Here is a 15,640-nt window from a genome sequence, read left to right on the forward strand (position 1 = left end):
CTACCCATGCCCAGGTGGTGGACACATGGACGTTTGCCAACCCGCAGCAGCAGGAGAAAGCGCTGTCTATTGCCAGTCAGCTGCGCTGTCCGCAGTGTCAGAACCAGAACTTGCTGGAATCCAATGCGCCCGTGGCGGTCAGTATGCGCCATCAGGTTTACAGCATGGTTGCTGAAGGTAAAGGCGAAGCGGAAATCACCGCCTGGATGACCGAGCGTTACGGTGATTTCGTGCGCTACAACCCGCCGTTGAATGAGCAAACGCTGCTGTTGTGGGCGCTGCCGTGCCTGCTGTTATTGCTGGTGGGCGTGGTGGTCTGGCAGGTGAGGAAGCGTCAGCACGCGCAGGAGGATGAGCAATGAGCCAGGCCGAACATTCCACTGCGCCGTTACGTCCCATGCCCGTGAAGCGGCTGGCTGCTGCGGCGGTGCTGATGGTGGTGGCCTGCATCGGCGGTTACCTGTTAACGCCAAAATGGCAGGCGGCACGTCAGGAGCAGGCGCGTCTGGCAGACCCCTTACATGCTTTTTCTGATGAAAATATTCAGGAAAAACAGCTATTTTCTCTGCAATCGCAAATTCGTGCGAATCCGCAGGACGCAGTGAAATGGGCGCAACTGGGTGAGTACTATCTGTGGCAAAACGCGTATCATAATGCGCTGCTGGCCTACGAGCAGGCGCTGCGTATACGCGGTGAAAACGCCGAAATCTATTCCGCGCTGGCGACGGTGCTGTACTATCAGGCCGGGCAACATATGACGCCGCCTACCCGCGAGATGATTGATAAGGCTCTGGCGCTGGACCCGACAGAGGTCACTGCGCTGATGCTGTTAGCTTCCGATGCGTTTATGCAGGCAGACTACGCTCAGGCTATCTCAGTGTGGCAAAAGGTTATGGATTTAAACTCGCCGAGGGTGAATCGGGCACAGCTCATTGACTCTATTAATATGGCGAAGTTGTTGCAGAATCGGCAAAAATAAATTTGTTTTATTTGTGATTTGTATCATTTTGCCTGTTTAAAAAACAGGCAAACGAACAAGCGAGCAAAAAAAACTCATGCCCTGACTTCTTCATTTTTGAACATATTAAAATTCTTTTATAACAAAAAGTTATTCATCATTACCCCGATAAAATTGCATTTTTATGCAAATAATCAGCGAAAGGCCCTGTTCTCAGAGGGTTGCGCTGAATGCCATGCAGATGATAATGATAATAAGCGTTAAAAAACTCCATAAACGAACGCAACACAAATCATACCCTTTCAGTATGTACTATTCCCACACGCTGCATGTGGAATAGCGCTTCATCGAGGAAGTCCGTTGTTATGAAAAATTTGAAAGTCAGCCTGGCATGGCAGATTCTAATCGCTATGGTGCTGGGCATTCTGCTAGGGAGTTACCTGCATTACCATAGTGACAGCCGTGAATGGCTGATTGTAAACCTGCTGTCTCCGGCGGGCGATATCTTTATCCACCTGATCAAAATGATCGTCGTGCCGATTGTCATCTCTACGTTGATTGTCGGCATAGCCGGGGTGGGCGATGCCAAACAGCTGGGCCGTATTGGCGCCAAAACGATTATCTATTTCGAAGTGATCACCACCGTGGCGATTATCCTTGGTATCACGCTGGCGAATGTGTTCCAGCCCGGTACCGGGGTTGATATGTCGCAGCTGGCAACCGTCGATATTTCGAAATATCAGAGCACCACCGCAGAAGTACAGAGCCACGCGCATGGCCTGATGGGCACGATTTTGTCACTGGTGCCGACCAACATCGTCGCGTCGATGGCAAAAGGCGACATGCTGCCGATTATCTTCTTCTCGGTACTGTTCGGTTTAGGTCTGTCTTCTCTGCCAGCAACTCACCGCGAGCCGCTGGTTACCGTGTTCCGCTCGATCTCCGAAACCATGTTTAAAGTGACGCACATGGTGATGCGTTACGCGCCAGTCGGGGTTTTTGCGTTGATCGCCGTTACCGTTGCGAACTTCGGTTTTGCCTCCCTGTGGCCGCTGGCGAAGCTGGTGCTGTTGGTGCATTTCGCCATCCTGTTCTTCGCGCTGGTGGTGCTGGGGATCGTCGCGCGCATCTGCGGTTTGAGCATATGGATCCTGATCCGCATTCTGAAAGACGAGCTGATTCTGGCCTACTCGACCGCCAGTTCTGAGAGCGTGCTGCCGCGTATTATTGAGAAGATGGAAGCCTACGGCGCGCCGGCGTCAATCACCAGCTTTGTGGTGCCGACCGGTTACTCATTCAACCTTGATGGCTCAACGCTGTACCAGAGTATCGCCGCTATCTTTATTGCTCAACTGTACGGTATCGATCTGTCGCTGTGGCAGGAAATCGTGCTGGTGCTGACGCTGATGGTGACCTCAAAAGGGATTGCGGGCGTGCCGGGCGTATCGTTTGTTGTATTGCTGGCAACGCTTGGCAGCGTGGGGATCCCGCTGGAAGGTCTGGCGTTTATTGCCGGTGTTGACCGTATCCTCGATATGGCGCGTACTGCGCTGAACGTGGTGGGTAATGCGCTGGCCGTGCTGGTTATCGCCAAGTGGGAACACAAATTTGACCGCAAGAAAGCGCTGGCCTATGAGCGCGACGTGCTGGGCAAATTTGATAAGACTGCTAATCAGTAATTAATGACAGATTGCCGGATGGCGCTTGCGCCGCCATCCGGCAATGCAAACCATTAGCCGTTGGCTAACTTATCAAACTCTTCGCAGCCGGTATCGAATCCTTCCATACAGCTCAGATTCAACCAGTGCAGCGCTTTCTGTTTATTCTTCTCGATAAAACCCTGCTCGCCGTTTAAGAACATCATCCCGGCCCAGTATTCGGAATACCCGGTGCGGGAAATGGCTGAACTACGCTTGAAATACCACGTCGCTTTCTCATCGTCAGCAGGAATACCGACGCCGTTGGCGTAAATCAGTCCGAGCAGCATTTGCGCGTCGACGGCGGAGTCATTTTCCAGATCCTCGGAGGCGTTTTGCAGCAAGGTAATGGCTTTGGGGTAATCGGTGCGGCCTGCCTGGGTGTTCACCAGAATACGCGCCAGCGTAATTTCCCCGGCCTTACTGCCCGCCTGCGTCGCTTTTTCCGCCAGCGTTTTGGCCTGAGGGTAATCCAGACTGACCGGGTTGGTTATCTTAATTTGCGCCAGCAAAGCATATGCATCCGCATCACCGTTGTCGGCGGCTTTTTGCGCCCAGTATTCGGCTTTGCTTAAATCGCCTGAACTGAACCAGGTATCGGCGAGGAAATACTGCGCGCGTCGGTCACCTGCCTCTGCTGCCTGTAGATACTGGCTTCCGGGTTCAGTATCACTGGCATGGGCAAAGAATGTCACGAAGAACATCAATGCAAGAAGTTGTTTCATTTTGAGTTTTATTTAGGGTACGGAGTAGACAGTATAAAGAGATCGCGTGCATAAAAAAACGGCCTCCGAATGGAGGCCGTAGGCTCAGGCTTAACCCATCGCGCTTTCGCGCAGGCTGGCTTTCAGCTTGGTGTACTCATCAATAACATACTGTTCGGCAGCGCGCTGATCGGCAATGCGTTCAACGTTAACGGCACAGTATTTATACTCCGGCGTTTTGGTAATCGGGCTTAAGTTCTCGGTTACCAGTTCATTACATGCCCCAATCCACCACTGGTAGGTCATGTAAATCGCGCCTTTGTTTGGACGATCGCTGACTGCCGCGCGGGTAATAACCCGGCCTTTACGTGAGTTAACCCACACCAGATCTTCATCCTGAATACCCAGACGCTCTGCGTCAGCGGTGTTGATCTGGGCATAGCCCGGCTCATCCGCCAGCGCGGCCAGCGCCGCACAGTTACCGGTCATCGAACGGCAAGAGTAGTGGCCGACTTCACGCACCGTCGACAGTACCATCGGGTACTCTGGGGTGAGTTTGTCGATTGGCGCTACCCAGTCGCAGGTGAAGAACTGCGCCAGGCCGTTCGGGGTGTCAAACTTCTCTTTGAAGAGGTAAGACGTACCCTGGTCGGCATCTGAGGTGTCGCGGCAAGGCCACTGGATATAACCCAGTTCGCCCATTTTCTCGTAAGTGGCGCCGTAGAAATCCGGGCACAGATGACGCAACTCGTCCCAGATTTCCTGGGTGTTGTTGTAGTGCATCGGGTAGCCCATACGGGTGGCGATTTCACTGATAATCTGCCAGTCCGTTTTCAGATCCCACTTCGGCTCAACGGCTTTAAAGAAGCGCTGGAAGCCACGGTCCGCCGCAGAGAAGACGCCTTCATGCTCGCCCCATGACGTAGACGGTAAAATAACGTCTGCGGCAGCGGCGGTTTTGGTCATGAAGATATCCTGCACGATGACCAGTTCCAGATCCTCAAAGCCTTTGCGCACTGCGGAGAGCTCAGCATCGGTCTGTAATGGATCTTCACCCATAATGTACGCCGCGCGCACTTCGCCATGCGCTGCACGGTGCGGCAGTTCGCTGATGCGATAGCCGGTATGCGCAGGCAGGCTTTCCACGCCCCAGGCTTTAGCGAATTTCTCGCGGTTTTCCGGGAATTTCACGTACTGATAGCCCGGATAGGTATCCGGCAGCGCGCCCATGTCGCATGCGCCCTGAACGTTGTTCTGGCCACGAACCGGGTTAACGCCCACGCTTGGCTTACCGAGGTTACCGGTCAGCATCGCGAGGCTGGTCAGTGAACGCACGGTTTCCACACCCTGATAGAACTGGGTCACACCCATGCCCCACAGAATTGCCGCGCTTTTTGCCGTGGCGTACATACGTGCAGCCTGACGAATATCGTGCGCGCTAACGCCCGTGATATCTTCGACGGACTCCGGCGTATAGCCTTCGACAATCTTGCTGTACTCTTCGAATCCTTCCGTACGGGAGGCGACGAACGCCTGGTCGTACAGTTTTTCTTCGATGATGACATGCCCCATGGCGTTGAGCAGCGCGATGTTCGAGCCGTTTTTCAACGCAATGTGCATGTCGGCAATACGCGCGGTTTCAATTTTGCGCGGATCGCAGACGATAATTTTCGCCCCGTTACGTTTAGCGTTAATCACGTGATTCGCCACGATCGGGTGGGAATCCGCCGGGTTATACCCGAAGATGAACACTAAATCCGTGTTATCAATTTCATTGATAGCATTACTCATTGCGCCGTTACCGACCGATTGGTGCAGACCTGCAACCGAAGGGCCGTGTCAGACGCGAGCGCAGCAGTCGACGTTATTGGTACCAATAACGGCGCGCGCGAATTTTTGCATTACATAGTTGGTTTCGTTACCTGTACCGCGAGATGAACCGGTCGTCTGAATAGCGTCCGGGCCGTACTTCGCTTTGATGGCGCTCAGGCGATCGGCGACGTAATTCAGCGCTTCATCCCAGGAAACAGATTCCAGTTTGCCGCCACGCTGGCGACGGATCATTGGGGTTTTCAGACGAGGGGTCAGGATCTGGGTATCATTAATAAAATCCCAGCCATAGTAGCCCTTCAGACACAGGGTACCCTGGTTGGTTTTCCCCTGCGCCGCCTCAGCCCGGACGATTTTGCCGTTATCGACCACCAGGTTGATTTTGCAACCTGATGCGCAATATGGGCAAACCGTGACGACTTTTTTCATCGGTCTCGCTCCAGTTAATCAAATCGCGCATACGCGCTTGTCGCTTTGCTTATGCATCTTTTATGCCATGTTTTTTTCAGGGGCATTAGTCGATATTACGGGCGATTTTTGGTCAAAACTCTGACGAAAAACAGGCTGTCGTCATATTTGACGTGACGAATCTCCAATACGTGACGGTCCGGCAGTGTGACCGAGGTTATGTTTCCCGCATATCCTTGTGCCTTATCACTGTCACTCTGTGCAGAATCAATCACACTCATTTAAGTTGGCCAGAAATGGGGAAAAACAATGAAGCCAGCCATACTGGTTGTGGATGATGACGAGGCTGTCTGCACGCTATTACAGGATGTGCTGAGCGAGCACGTCTTTGCAGTGAGCGCGTGCCATAGCGGACAGGAGGCGCTGCGCTGCATTGAGACTCAGCCGGATATTGCTCTGGTATTGCTGGACATGATGTTGCCCGATATCAACGGTCTGATGGTGCTGCAGCAGGTGCAAAAGATGAGGCCCGGATTACCGGTAGTCATGCTGACGGGCTTAGGTAGTGAGTCGGATGTGGTGGTCGGGCTGGAAATGGGCGCTGACGACTATATTGGGAAACCGTTCAATGCGCGGGTGCTGGTGGCACGGGTAAAGGCGGTGCTCAGACGCGTGAGCGTGTTGACGCCTGAAAGCGGCAGCCCGCAAACCACGGGGCTTTCCTTTAATGGCTGGCATCTGGATACCGCCGGTTGCCAGTTACATAACCCTCAACAACTGAAGGTGGAGCTGACGCAGGGCGAATACAGCCTGCTGCTGGCGCTGGCGCAAAACGCTCGTCGGGTGCTCAGCCGTGAGCAATTGCTGGAACTGACGCGCAGCGACAGCGTTGAGGTATTTGACCGCACCATTGATGTGTTAATCATGCGGCTGCGGCGCAAAATAGAGAACAACCCGCACCAGCCAATGCTGATCAAAACCCTGCGCGGGCTGGGCTATGTGTTTGCCGCCGATGTGCAGCATCACGATAAGGCGGCGTGAGCGTCAGGCATCAGCCATAGTCGCTTTTAACTCAGCCAGCGTTTTCGCGCCATCTATCGCGTTGGCGCACAGTAGGCTTGCGCGCGCGCAGGCGTGCGCCAGTCTGATGCTGTCTGCCAGCGACCAGCGCTCATGACAGCCATACAAAAATCCGGCGCAAAACGCATCTCCTGCGCCGACGCTGCCGACAATCTCTTCTTGCGCCAGTAACTGTGACGGTATCCAGATGCCGGCTCGATCCGGTTCTTCACCCCAGGCGCCTTCCGGACAGTGAATCACCACCCGCTGGCGCACGCCTGCATCCAGCAGTTCGCGCGCGGCGGTAGCGATATGGGGAATATGCAGCTCGCCGTTGGGCTGGCGAATCTCCAGCCCGCTGAACTCTCCGGCCTCCAGCTCGTTAATCACCAGATAGTCGAGATGGCGCAGGGCCGGCATCACCAGAGGCTGGTAGCGCGGGTCGCCCTTACGCGATACCAGATCCAGGGACGTTTCAAAGCCGTTGTCGCGCATTTGCGCCAGCAGCCGTGCGCTACGCGTCCCGTACTCCTCATCCGGCATGTCCAGACTGTCGAGCAGCAGCAGATAGCCAAGATGGAAGATTTTCATCGAGGTATCCAGTTGCTCAAAGGCGGGTAAATCCAGTAGTCGATTGGCGCCGGGCGAGTGAAAAAAGGTTCGCTGCCCGCTGGGGTCGGTCATCACCTGCGACATCGACGTGGGGGCGAATGTGGTGCGCTGCACATGCTGGCGATTAACGTGATACTGCTCCAGCATCGCCATGATGTAGTCGCCGTCGCTGTCCTGACCGATTAACCCCACCGCCTGCAGCGGCAATCCGGTGTGCATTTTCGCCAGCGTCAGCAGCACGTTCAGCGGCGCACCACCCGTGGCGCGTTCGCTTCGAGTGATTTCCGCCAGCCAGCCGCGTTCCGGCCATTGCACAATTTGATGGACATGATCGACCAGCATGTTGCCTGCGGCGATAACGCCTTTGCGTTCCATCAGACCTGCCCCGCGCTGCCAAAAATGCGCATTTGTTCTGAAACGGTATCGGTAATGGCCTCTTCAATAGCCAGCAGCAGTTCGGCAAACTCGTCGTACAGCGGCTGGCGATTGGCCATCCGTGACTCTACTGCTGTCAGCGCCGCCTGCGACATGCCGGTGTAGAAGTTGATTTTGTGAATACCGAGTTCAATTGCGCGCTTGAAATCGTCATTGCTGATGCCGGAGCCGCCGTGCAGTACCAGCGGGATCGCCGCCTGCTGGCGAATAGCGTCCAGACGCGGAAAGTCGAGCACCGGTTCGCCTTTATATTTGCCGTGCGCATTGCCAATGGCGACCGCCAGCGCGTCAATTCCGGTTCTGTCGACGAAATCACGCGCCATCATCGGGTCGGTAAACAACGATTCGTCAGCATGACCGTACAGCGCGCCGCCTTCATCGCCACCCACTGCGCCCAGTTCGGCTTCCACCGAGACGCCGATGGCGTGGCACATCTTCACCACTTCGCGGGTCTGGCGGATATTTTCTTCATACTCCAGCGTGGAGCCATCGAACATCACTGAACTGAAACCTAAGCGTAGCGCCCGCACCACTGACTCAAAGTGCAGGCCGTGGTCAAGGTTCAGCACCACCGGAATGTCGTGCCTGGCGGCTTCAAATTTGACCGCTTCGACCAGAGAATCCAGCGAGATATATTTAAAATGTACTTCGGCGATGTTGATAATGAACGGCGAACGTTCCTGTTTAGCCGCGGCAAACAGGGCGCGCAGGAAATGCGAGTCCAGAACGTTAAATGCGCCTAAAGCATAGCGGTGCTCACGGGCATGGGCGAGGCCATCGGCGAGAGATATCAACGGCATAATGCGCTCCTTGGTTAGCGGAACAGGCGATACTCGTTACACAGCACCAGCTGCGCCGGTTCATCTTCTTCAATGTCGTTATAACGGGTGATAGGTTGCAGAAAATGGTTATCGTGGTCGTCGTCATTAACAGATGAGACCTCGCCAACCAGCACGTCGCCAAAACCTTTTTCCGCCCAGAAGCTGTGATACAGGCCCGGCGGCAGGCAGATGCTCTCCCCCGGCGTCAGGCGTAGTTGGCTGCCCGCGGCATGGGTTTGCCGACAGCCGTCAATCACCACGTTCACGTCGCTGTCCTCTGTTTGCTCCCGGAGCCCCGCATTCCACAATTCCACAATTAAATTACCGCCGCCACGATTGATAATGTCTTCGCGTTTGCGCCAGTGAAAATGCATCGGCGTGACCTGCGCCTCGCGAACATGCATGATTTTCTCGGCGTAGCATTTCTCGTAAGGCATACCTTTCGGCGAGCCATTACGCAGGGTGAACAGCGTTAACCCTTGCGCGGCGAAATTGTTGCCGCCAAATGCGGTGACATCCCAACCGAGCTTAAGGTCGAAAACTTCGCTCCAGGCAGAGGCATCAAGCCTGCGCCATTGGGTCGGCGGGAAACTGGCGAAAGGGGGGAGGTGCACGTCGTGCAGAGAAAAAAACTGGCGCGTGTGGCCAAGGATTTCGTTTATTGCGGAGCGTTTCATCGCAGAATTCTCCTTAGAATAATGCCGGATGGCGCTGCGCTTCTCCGGCCTACAAATTGATACCGATCTTGTAGGCCGGAGAAGGCATTTTGCCGCTATCCGGCGTTGCTGTGGCGGGTTATTTCACCGTCCAACCTTTATAATTGGCAACGTTGTTTTTATCGATCATTGTCACCGGGATCAGCACGGGCTCTTTTGGGGCGGGTTTCCCCTGCAGTATGTCATAGCCGATTTCGACCGCTTTGGCAGCCATCACCTGCGGATCTTGTGCTGGCGTCGCCACAAATAATGAGTTTTCGCGCTTCAGCGCCTCTTCACCGTCTGGCGATCCGTCGACGCCGACAATAAAGAATTCGTTACGCTGTGCCTGTTTTGCCGCCAGATCGGCACCGATCGCCGTGGGATCGTTAATGGCGAATACACCGTCGATCTTCGGATTTGCCGCCAGCAGCGCGGTCATGATCTCCAGCCCGCCCTCGCGGCTGCCTTTGGCGTTTTGGTTATACGACAGCACTTTGATGTCCGGATGGCGTTTGAACTCGGTCTGGCAACCTTCCACACGGTTCTGGACGGCGGAAACCGGCGGTCCGTTGATGATGACGACGTTGCCTTTCCCTTTCAGACGGTCGGTAATGTATTTGCAGGCCATTTCACCCGCCTGAGTGTTATCGGAGGTGATGGTCGCGTCTGCGCCTTCCGCCGCCACGTCAACGGCCACCACCACAATCCCGGCGTCTTTCGCGCGTTTTACCGCCGGACCGATGCCTTTGGAGTCCGCGGCGTTAAGGATGATCATGTCGACTTTGGCGGCAATAAAGTTGTCGATCTGCGACACCTGTTGCCCGAGATCGTAGCCGCTGGAGACCAGCGTCACTTTGACGCTATCACCCGCCAGCTTGCGTGCTTCCAGCTCCGCGCCTTTGGTTATTTGCACGAAGAATGGGTTCGCCAGGTCGCCCACCGTAACGCCGATCGATTTCAGTTCTTTTGCCTGCACAAACGGAGCTGCAGCAAGCAGTGCGCCAGCACAGAGCGCGGTCACTAATGGCTTCAAACGCATACTCGTTTCCTCACGTAGGGTATTGTTGTTATACGCCTGATGGCGCTGCGCTTATCAGGCCTGCGAAGGGGTAGGCCAGTAAGCTTGTCTATGCACTTTGATGATGTCGGGTACGGTATTTGTCGATCAGCACCGCTATGATGATCACCGCCCCTTTGATCACCAGTTGCCAGAAATAGGAGACGCCCATCAGCGTCATGCCGTTGTTGAGCGTAGCGATGATCAGCGCCCCCACCAGCGTGCCGGTGATGGTGCCGATCCCGCCGACAAAGCTGGTGCCGCCGAGGATTACCGCCGCGATGGCGTCCAGCTCGTAACCCATACCTAAGTTGCCGTTGGCGCTGTACAGCCGCGAGGCGCTCATCACCCCGCCCAGACCTGAAAGCAAACCGCTGATGCCGTAGACGAACAGCAGCACCAGCCACACTTTGATCCCGGTTAAGCGTGCGGCCTGCATGTTGCCGCCGACCGCGTAGATATGAACGCCGAGCGTGGTGCGGCGCAGAATAAACCAGCACACCACCACCACCGCCAGCGCAATGACTACCAGCCACGGAACCGGGCCGAGATAGTTGTTGCCGATCCATTCAAAACTGATGTTGGAGTTAATCACCGTGGTGCCATCGGCCAACAGATAGGCCGCGCCGCGCAGCGCAGTATAGGTTCCAAGCGTGACGATAAACGGCGGAAGCCCGGCAAAAGCCACCAGCGCACCGTTAAACAGCCCCAGCACCAGGCCGAGCATCAGCGCCGCCGGAATCGACAGCATGGCAAACTCAGGAATAAGAGAAACGACCATCGCCGCAACGGCGGTGGTGCCGAGAATCGAGCCAACTGAGAGATCGATCCCGCCGGTCAAAATGATGAAGGTCATGCCAGCCGCCAGCACGATGTTGATCGAGGCCTGGCGGGTAATATTCAGTAGGTTGCTTTCGGTGAAAAAATTGGGCGCAATAAAGCCAAATACCGCCACAATCAGGATCAAAATTGGCAAGATGCCGACTGTTTGCATCAGATCGCTCATCAGCATCTTTTTTGCGGTGGTGGATTTCGCCACCTGCTGGGGAGTGGTTGGATTATTCATGGGACACCGCCTGATGATGGGAGTCGTTCACGCCGGTCGCCAGCGTCATAATATTTTCCTGGGTAATACTTTGTCCGTTCAGCTCGCCGGCAATGCTGCCTTCGCGCATGACGTACACGCGATCGCTCATGCCAACGACTTCCGGCAATTCGCTGGAGATCATCAGGATCGCCACGCCTTTGCGCGCCATGTCGTTCATGATCCGGTAGATCTCGCTTTTCGCGCCAACGTCTACCCCGCGCGTGGGTTCATCGAGGATCAAAATGCGTGGGCCGATCGCCACCCAGCGCGAGATCAACAATTTTTGCTGATTACCGCCGGACAGCCCACCTGCGCGTACCTGCGCGTGCGGAACGCGAATGTTGAGCAGTTTGATAGCGTCATCGGAAATGGCCTGCGCCTTTTTACGATCGAGCATGCCCCAGTTGGCATCGCGCTCCAGCGTCGCCATCGTGATGTTCTCTGCTGCCGCCAGTTCTAAAAACAGCCCCTGTTCTTTGCGGTTCTCGGTCAGAAAGCCGATGCCGTGATCAATCGCCTCGCGCGGGGAGTGGATCACCACCGGTTCACCGTCTACTTCAATCATGCCGCCGACGGCTTTACGCACGCCAAAAATCAGCTGCGCCAGTTCGGAGCGCCCGGCGCCAACTAACCCGGCGAGGCCGACGATCTCCCCGGAGCGCACCAATAAGCTGCACGGCTGGACTTTATGACCGTCGGTCAGGTGGTGGACGTTGAGGCGCGCTTTACCTAAGGGAATATCGCGCTCTTTGTTGAACAGATCGCTTAGCGGACGGCCCACCATCATGCGCACCAGTTCAGGGGCGTTGAGCTTGTCGCGGGTCAGGCTACCGACGTATTGCCCGTCGCGCAGGACGCTGACGCGATCGGAGAGTTCGTACACTTCGGCCATGCGGTGGCTGATGTAAATAATCGCCATCCCTTCATCGCGCAGGCGCATGATCAGTTCGAACAGGCGGTGGGTTTCACGTGAGGAGAGGGCGGCGGTGGGTTCATCCATCACCAGAATGCGGCTGTTACGGTGCAGAGCGCGAGCGATTTCCACCTGCTGCTGTTCGGCGATAGTCAACGTCATCACGCGATCGCTGGCCTTAAACTGGGCGCCGAGTCGGTCGATGACTTTCTGCGACTGCAGCACCATCTCTTTACGCTGGACCAGACCGCCGCGCGACAGCTCGCTGCCAAGAAAGATATTTTCCGCCACCGTCAGGTTGGGCGCCAGCTGCATCTCCTGGTAAATCAGCGTGATGCCCGCGCTGAGCGCATCTTTTGGCCCACGAATGTGGAACGGCTGACCGTCAATCAGGATCTCGCCGCTGGTGGCGGTGTAGGCGCCCGCGAGGATTTTCATCAGCGTGCTTTTCCCCGCGCCATTCTCGCCCATCAGGGCATGAATCTCCCCCGGCCAGACGGTTAAATCGACCCCTTTCAGCGCGTAAAATTTGCCAAACGCTTTGGCAATGTTGCGCATCTCCAGAACCGGTGTCCTGCTCATAGCGGATCTCCTGTGGGGTGGCCGATATCAGCAGTCCATCACAGGAATGTAAATGCAAAATGTCAGAAGCCGTTCATATTTGTCATATTGCGATTTTTCTTCACGGAGCGTGATATGCCGCAACCGGGACGTCACTTTTTCGCCAGTGCGCGCGGACGATTACTGTTCTTCAATCTGCTGGTGGTGGCGGTCACGCTGATGGTGAGCGGCGTGGCGGTGCTGGGGTTTCAGCATGCCAGTCAAATTCAGGAGCAGGTACAGCAGCAAACCGTTGATGACATGACCGGCAGCATGAACCTGGCGCGTGATACGGCGAACGTAGCAACGGCGGCGGTGCGACTGTCGCAGGTGGTCGGCGCGCTGGAATACAAAGGTGAAGCGGAGCGGTTGCAGGAGACCCAGCGGGCGCTGAAGCATTCGCTGCAACAACTGGCTGGCGCCCCGCTGGCGCAGCAGGAGCCGGTGCTGGTCGAGCGCATTATCCAGCGCAGCAATGAGTTACAAAGCAGTGTGGAAGGTATGTTGCAGCGCGGACAGCGGCGGCATCTGGAACGTAACGCGCTGCTCAGTTCGCTGTATCAGAATCAAAGCTATTTGCGCCATCTGCAAACGCTTACCGGCGCGCAGGATGACATGCTGCTGGGGCAAATAGACCGCTTGATCGTTGCCGCCATTGAGACTCCCACGCCGCGATCGGTAGTGAAACAACTCGACAGCGTGATGACCGCGCTGCCTTTACATCACTCCAGCCCGTTGATAAGCAGAATCCTCAACGATTTCAATCAGGAATTGCATAAGCTGGAGCCGCTTTCTTCCGCGCTGGAGCAGAGCGATCTGGCGATCAACTGGTATATGTTTCATATCAAAGCGCTGGTGGCGATCCTTAATAGCGATATTAATCAATATGCCTCGCAGGTGGCGCTGATTTCTGAGCAGCGGGTGGCGCAAAGCCATCAGGAACTGCAATCCGGCGCGTTGTTTATTATGGTGTTTGCGTTGCTGGCCGTAGTGATTACCGGTTTTGCCGGTTGGTATATCTATCGCAACCTCGGCTCTAACCTGACGGCAATTTCGCAGGCGATGACCCGGCTGGCGCACGGTGAATCGGACGTCAGCGTTCCGGCCCTGCAGCGGCGCGATGAGCTGGGCGAACTGGCCCGCGCTTTTAGTGTCTTTGCCCGTAACACCGCTTCGCTGGAGCACACCACCCGATTACTCAAAGAAAAAACCAGCCAAATGGAAATCGACCGCACCGAGCGCCAGGAACTGGAAGAGGCGCTGCTGCACAGCCAAAAGCTGAAGGCGGTGGGGCAACTGACGGGCGGATTAGCGCATGATTTCAATAACCTGCTGGCGGTGATTATTGGCAGTCTGGATCTGGTGAACCCAGACTCACCCGATGCGCCGCGGGTCAATCGGGCGCTTAAAGCCGCTGAGCGCGGGGCGCTGCTTACCCAGCGGCTGCTGGCCTTTTCGCGCAAACAGTCTTTGCATCCCCACGCGGTGGAGCTGAAAACGCTGCTGGAAAACCTGGGCGAACTGATGCGTCATTCGCTCCCGGCCACGCTGACGCTGGAGATTGAAGCCCAGTCTCCCGCCTGGCCCGCGTGGATTGACGTCAGCCAACTGGAAAATGCCATTATCAATCTGGTGATGAACGCCCGTGACGCCATGGACGGGCAGGCGGGCACGATTAAAATCCGTACTTGGAACCAGCGGGTCACGCGCAGCGATGGGCGTAAGCAGGATATGGTGATGTTGGAGGTCGCCGACCAGGGCTGCGGGATGTCGCAGGAGGTGAAAGCTCAGGTCTTTGAACCGTTTTTCACCACCAAACAGACCGGCAGCGGCAGCGGGCTGGGGTTATCAATGGTCTACGGCTTTGTACGTCAGTCCGGTGGACGTGTGGAGATTGAAAGCGCTCCCGGGCAGGGAACGACGGTCAGGTTGCAGCTTCCTCGCGCCGTAGTGCCGGTACAGGCTGAGGCAGAACCGATAGCGGAACACGCGGCTAATAGTGGCGAAAAACTGGTGCTGGTGCTTGAGGACGAGGCTGATGTGCGCCAGACGTTGTGTGAGCAATTACACCTGCTGGGCTACCTGACATTAGAAGCCGCCAACGGGGAACAGGCGATGCATATGCTGGCAGCTTCATCCGAGATTGATATTTTTATCAGCGACGTCATGCTGCCCGGTGGTTTAAGCGGCGTGGATGTGGTTAATCATGCCCAGACACATTATCCGCAGCTGAACATCCTGCTGATGAGCGGTCAGGATTTGCGTCCGGCCCATAACCCGGCGCTGCCGGATGTGGCGTTATTGCGTAAACCCTTTACCCGCACAGAACTGGCGCAAGCGCTGCGGCATTCGCGTAATTGAGATTCCTCCGCTACCCGCGCAAATTCGCTTTGATTACCGTGGGGCGAGTTTCTCGATGAGGCTGGTTTTATGCAACGCTCCGCGACATTCTTACTTTTCTCTCTGCTGATGATGACCACCGTTTCGGCGCAGGCGGATATTATCGATGATGCCATCGGCAATATTCAGCAGGCGATTAACGACGCATACAAACCGGACAACGGGCGGGATTATGATGACGCTCGTGATGAAAGCTGGCAGCGTCAGATGAGTGACGATCGGCGCAGGCAGTATGATAATCGCCGTCGCCAGTTTGAAGACCGACGTCGCCAACTGGATGACCGTCAGCGTCAGCTTGATCAGGAACGGCGTCAGTTAGAAGACGAAGAACGCAGAATGGAAGAAGATTACGATCGTTAGC

Annotated in this window: 14 protein-coding genes; 6 read left to right on the top strand and 8 right to left on the bottom strand. The window is 55.7% G+C overall.

The genetic code is table 11. The annotated features are described in order from the left end of the window. From nrfF to gltP, 3 genes are all read left to right on the top strand, one after another. A partial coding sequence (nrfF, locus tag JSN25_RS07110) for a heme lyase NrfEFG subunit NrfF (protein WP_204525561.1) occupies positions 1–362 on the top strand: 362 nt, incomplete at its 5' end. After that, positions 359–979, top strand: a complete 621-nt coding sequence (nrfG, locus tag JSN25_RS07115) for a heme lyase NrfEFG subunit NrfG (RefSeq protein WP_137350595.1) — start codon at positions 359–361, stop codon at positions 977–979. The genes nrfF and nrfG, both read left to right, overlap by 4 nt. A gap of 344 nt (positions 980–1,323) precedes the next feature. Then, the gene (gene gltP, locus JSN25_RS07120) at positions 1,324–2,637 is read left to right on the top strand and encodes a glutamate/aspartate:proton symporter GltP (RefSeq protein ID WP_038636320.1); all 1,314 of its coding nucleotides are present in this window, start codon (positions 1,324–1,326) and stop codon (positions 2,635–2,637) included. Between the two features lie 53 nt (positions 2,638–2,690). On the opposite strand, the gene yjcO is transcribed toward gltP, so the two are convergent. Then, on the bottom strand, positions 2,691–3,380 hold the full coding sequence (gene yjcO / locus JSN25_RS07125) for a Sel1 family TPR-like repeat protein YjcO (RefSeq protein WP_038636323.1): 690 nt from the start codon (positions 3,378–3,380) through the stop codon (positions 2,691–2,693). 90 nt (positions 3,381–3,470) lie between these two features. Next, a complete protein-coding gene (gene fdhF / locus JSN25_RS07130; RefSeq protein WP_079225655.1) occupies positions 3,471–5,618 on the bottom strand; it encodes a formate dehydrogenase subunit alpha in 2,148 nt (715 codons plus the stop codon). 288 nt (positions 5,619–5,906) lie between these two features. On the opposite strand from fdhF, the gene JSN25_RS07135 reads away from it, so the two are divergent. Then, on the top strand, positions 5,907–6,638 hold the full coding sequence (locus JSN25_RS07135) for a response regulator (protein ID WP_204525562.1): 732 nt from the start codon (positions 5,907–5,909) through the stop codon (positions 6,636–6,638). Between the two features lie 3 nt (positions 6,639–6,641). On the opposite strand, the gene JSN25_RS07140 is transcribed toward JSN25_RS07135, so the two are convergent. The 6 genes from JSN25_RS07140 to JSN25_RS07165 all read right to left on the bottom strand — a co-directional run bounded on the left by JSN25_RS07140 (position 6,642) and on the right by JSN25_RS07165 (position 12,861). After that, positions 6,642–7,646: a carbohydrate kinase family protein gene (locus JSN25_RS07140; protein ID WP_087856527.1), complete on the bottom strand. Its 1,005-nt coding sequence runs from the start codon at positions 7,644–7,646 to the stop codon at positions 6,642–6,644. Then, the gene (locus tag JSN25_RS07145) at positions 7,643–8,503 is read right to left on the bottom strand and encodes a ketose 1,6-bisphosphate aldolase (RefSeq protein WP_110496213.1); all 861 of its coding nucleotides are present in this window, start codon (positions 8,501–8,503) and stop codon (positions 7,643–7,645) included. The genes JSN25_RS07140 and JSN25_RS07145 overlap by 4 nt, the downstream gene beginning before the upstream one ends. Positions 8,504–8,517: 14 nt before the next feature. Beyond that, complete coding sequence (locus tag JSN25_RS07150; protein ID WP_087856526.1) at positions 8,518–9,201, bottom strand: D-lyxose/D-mannose isomerase; 684 nt, start codon at positions 9,199–9,201, stop codon at positions 8,518–8,520. 118 nt (positions 9,202–9,319) lie between these two features. Continuing rightward, positions 9,320–10,261: an ABC transporter substrate-binding protein gene (locus JSN25_RS07155; RefSeq protein WP_042312943.1), complete on the bottom strand. Its 942-nt coding sequence runs from the start codon at positions 10,259–10,261 to the stop codon at positions 9,320–9,322. An 88-nt stretch (positions 10,262–10,349) separates the two neighbouring features. Continuing rightward, positions 10,350–11,345, bottom strand: coding sequence for an ABC transporter permease subunit (locus JSN25_RS07160; RefSeq protein ID WP_038636347.1), 996 nt, complete (start codon positions 11,343–11,345; stop codon positions 10,350–10,352). Beyond that, positions 11,338–12,861 carry a sugar ABC transporter ATP-binding protein gene (locus JSN25_RS07165; protein ID WP_038636350.1) on the bottom strand — a complete coding sequence of 508 codons (1,524 nt, stop codon included), beginning with the start codon at positions 12,859–12,861 and terminating at the stop codon, positions 11,338–11,340. Before JSN25_RS07165 ends, JSN25_RS07160 begins: the two co-directional genes overlap by 8 nt. Before the next feature lie 114 nt (positions 12,862–12,975). Here JSN25_RS07165 and JSN25_RS07170 point away from each other — a divergent pair, with 114 nt between their 5' ends. Next, entirely contained in the window at positions 12,976–15,240 is a 2,265-nt protein-coding gene (locus tag JSN25_RS07170) for a hybrid sensor histidine kinase/response regulator (RefSeq protein WP_204525563.1), read from the top strand. A gap of 69 nt (positions 15,241–15,309) precedes the next feature. Then, on the top strand, positions 15,310–15,639 hold the full coding sequence (gene yjdP, locus JSN25_RS07175) for a DDRRRQL repeat protein YjdP (RefSeq protein ID WP_069325126.1): 330 nt from the start codon (positions 15,310–15,312) through the stop codon (positions 15,637–15,639). Position 15,640 lies beyond the last annotated feature (1 nt).

Source organism: Citrobacter cronae (assembly GCF_016893685.1).
Classification (GTDB): domain Bacteria; phylum Pseudomonadota; class Gammaproteobacteria; order Enterobacterales; family Enterobacteriaceae; genus Citrobacter; species Citrobacter werkmanii.

Coding starts and splice junctions, on each gene's coding strand:
- JSN25_RS07145 (WP_110496213.1), bottom strand. CDS start 8,503: ATGCCGTTGATATCTCTCGCCGATGGCCTCGCCCATGCCCGTGAGCAC.
- JSN25_RS07160 (WP_038636347.1), bottom strand. CDS start 11,345: ATGAATAATCCAACCACTCCCCAGCAGGTGGCGAAATCCACCACCGCA.
- JSN25_RS07150 (WP_087856526.1), bottom strand. CDS start 9,201: ATGAAACGCTCCGCAATAAACGAAATCCTTGGCCACACGCGCCAGTTT.
- JSN25_RS07165 (WP_038636350.1), bottom strand. CDS start 12,861: ATGAGCAGGACACCGGTTCTGGAGATGCGCAACATTGCCAAAGCGTTT.
- yjcO (WP_038636323.1), bottom strand. CDS start 3,380: ATGAAACAACTTCTTGCATTGATGTTCTTCGTGACATTCTTTGCCCAT.
- nrfG (WP_137350595.1), top strand. CDS start 359: ATGAGCCAGGCCGAACATTCCACTGCGCCGTTACGTCCCATGCCCGTG.
- gltP (WP_038636320.1), top strand. CDS start 1,324: ATGAAAAATTTGAAAGTCAGCCTGGCATGGCAGATTCTAATCGCTATG.
- JSN25_RS07170 (WP_204525563.1), top strand. CDS start 12,976: ATGCCGCAACCGGGACGTCACTTTTTCGCCAGTGCGCGCGGACGATTA.
- yjdP (WP_069325126.1), top strand. CDS start 15,310: ATGCAACGCTCCGCGACATTCTTACTTTTCTCTCTGCTGATGATGACC.
- JSN25_RS07155 (WP_042312943.1), bottom strand. CDS start 10,261: ATGCGTTTGAAGCCATTAGTGACCGCGCTCTGTGCTGGCGCACTGCTT.
- JSN25_RS07135 (WP_204525562.1), top strand. CDS start 5,907: ATGAAGCCAGCCATACTGGTTGTGGATGATGACGAGGCTGTCTGCACG.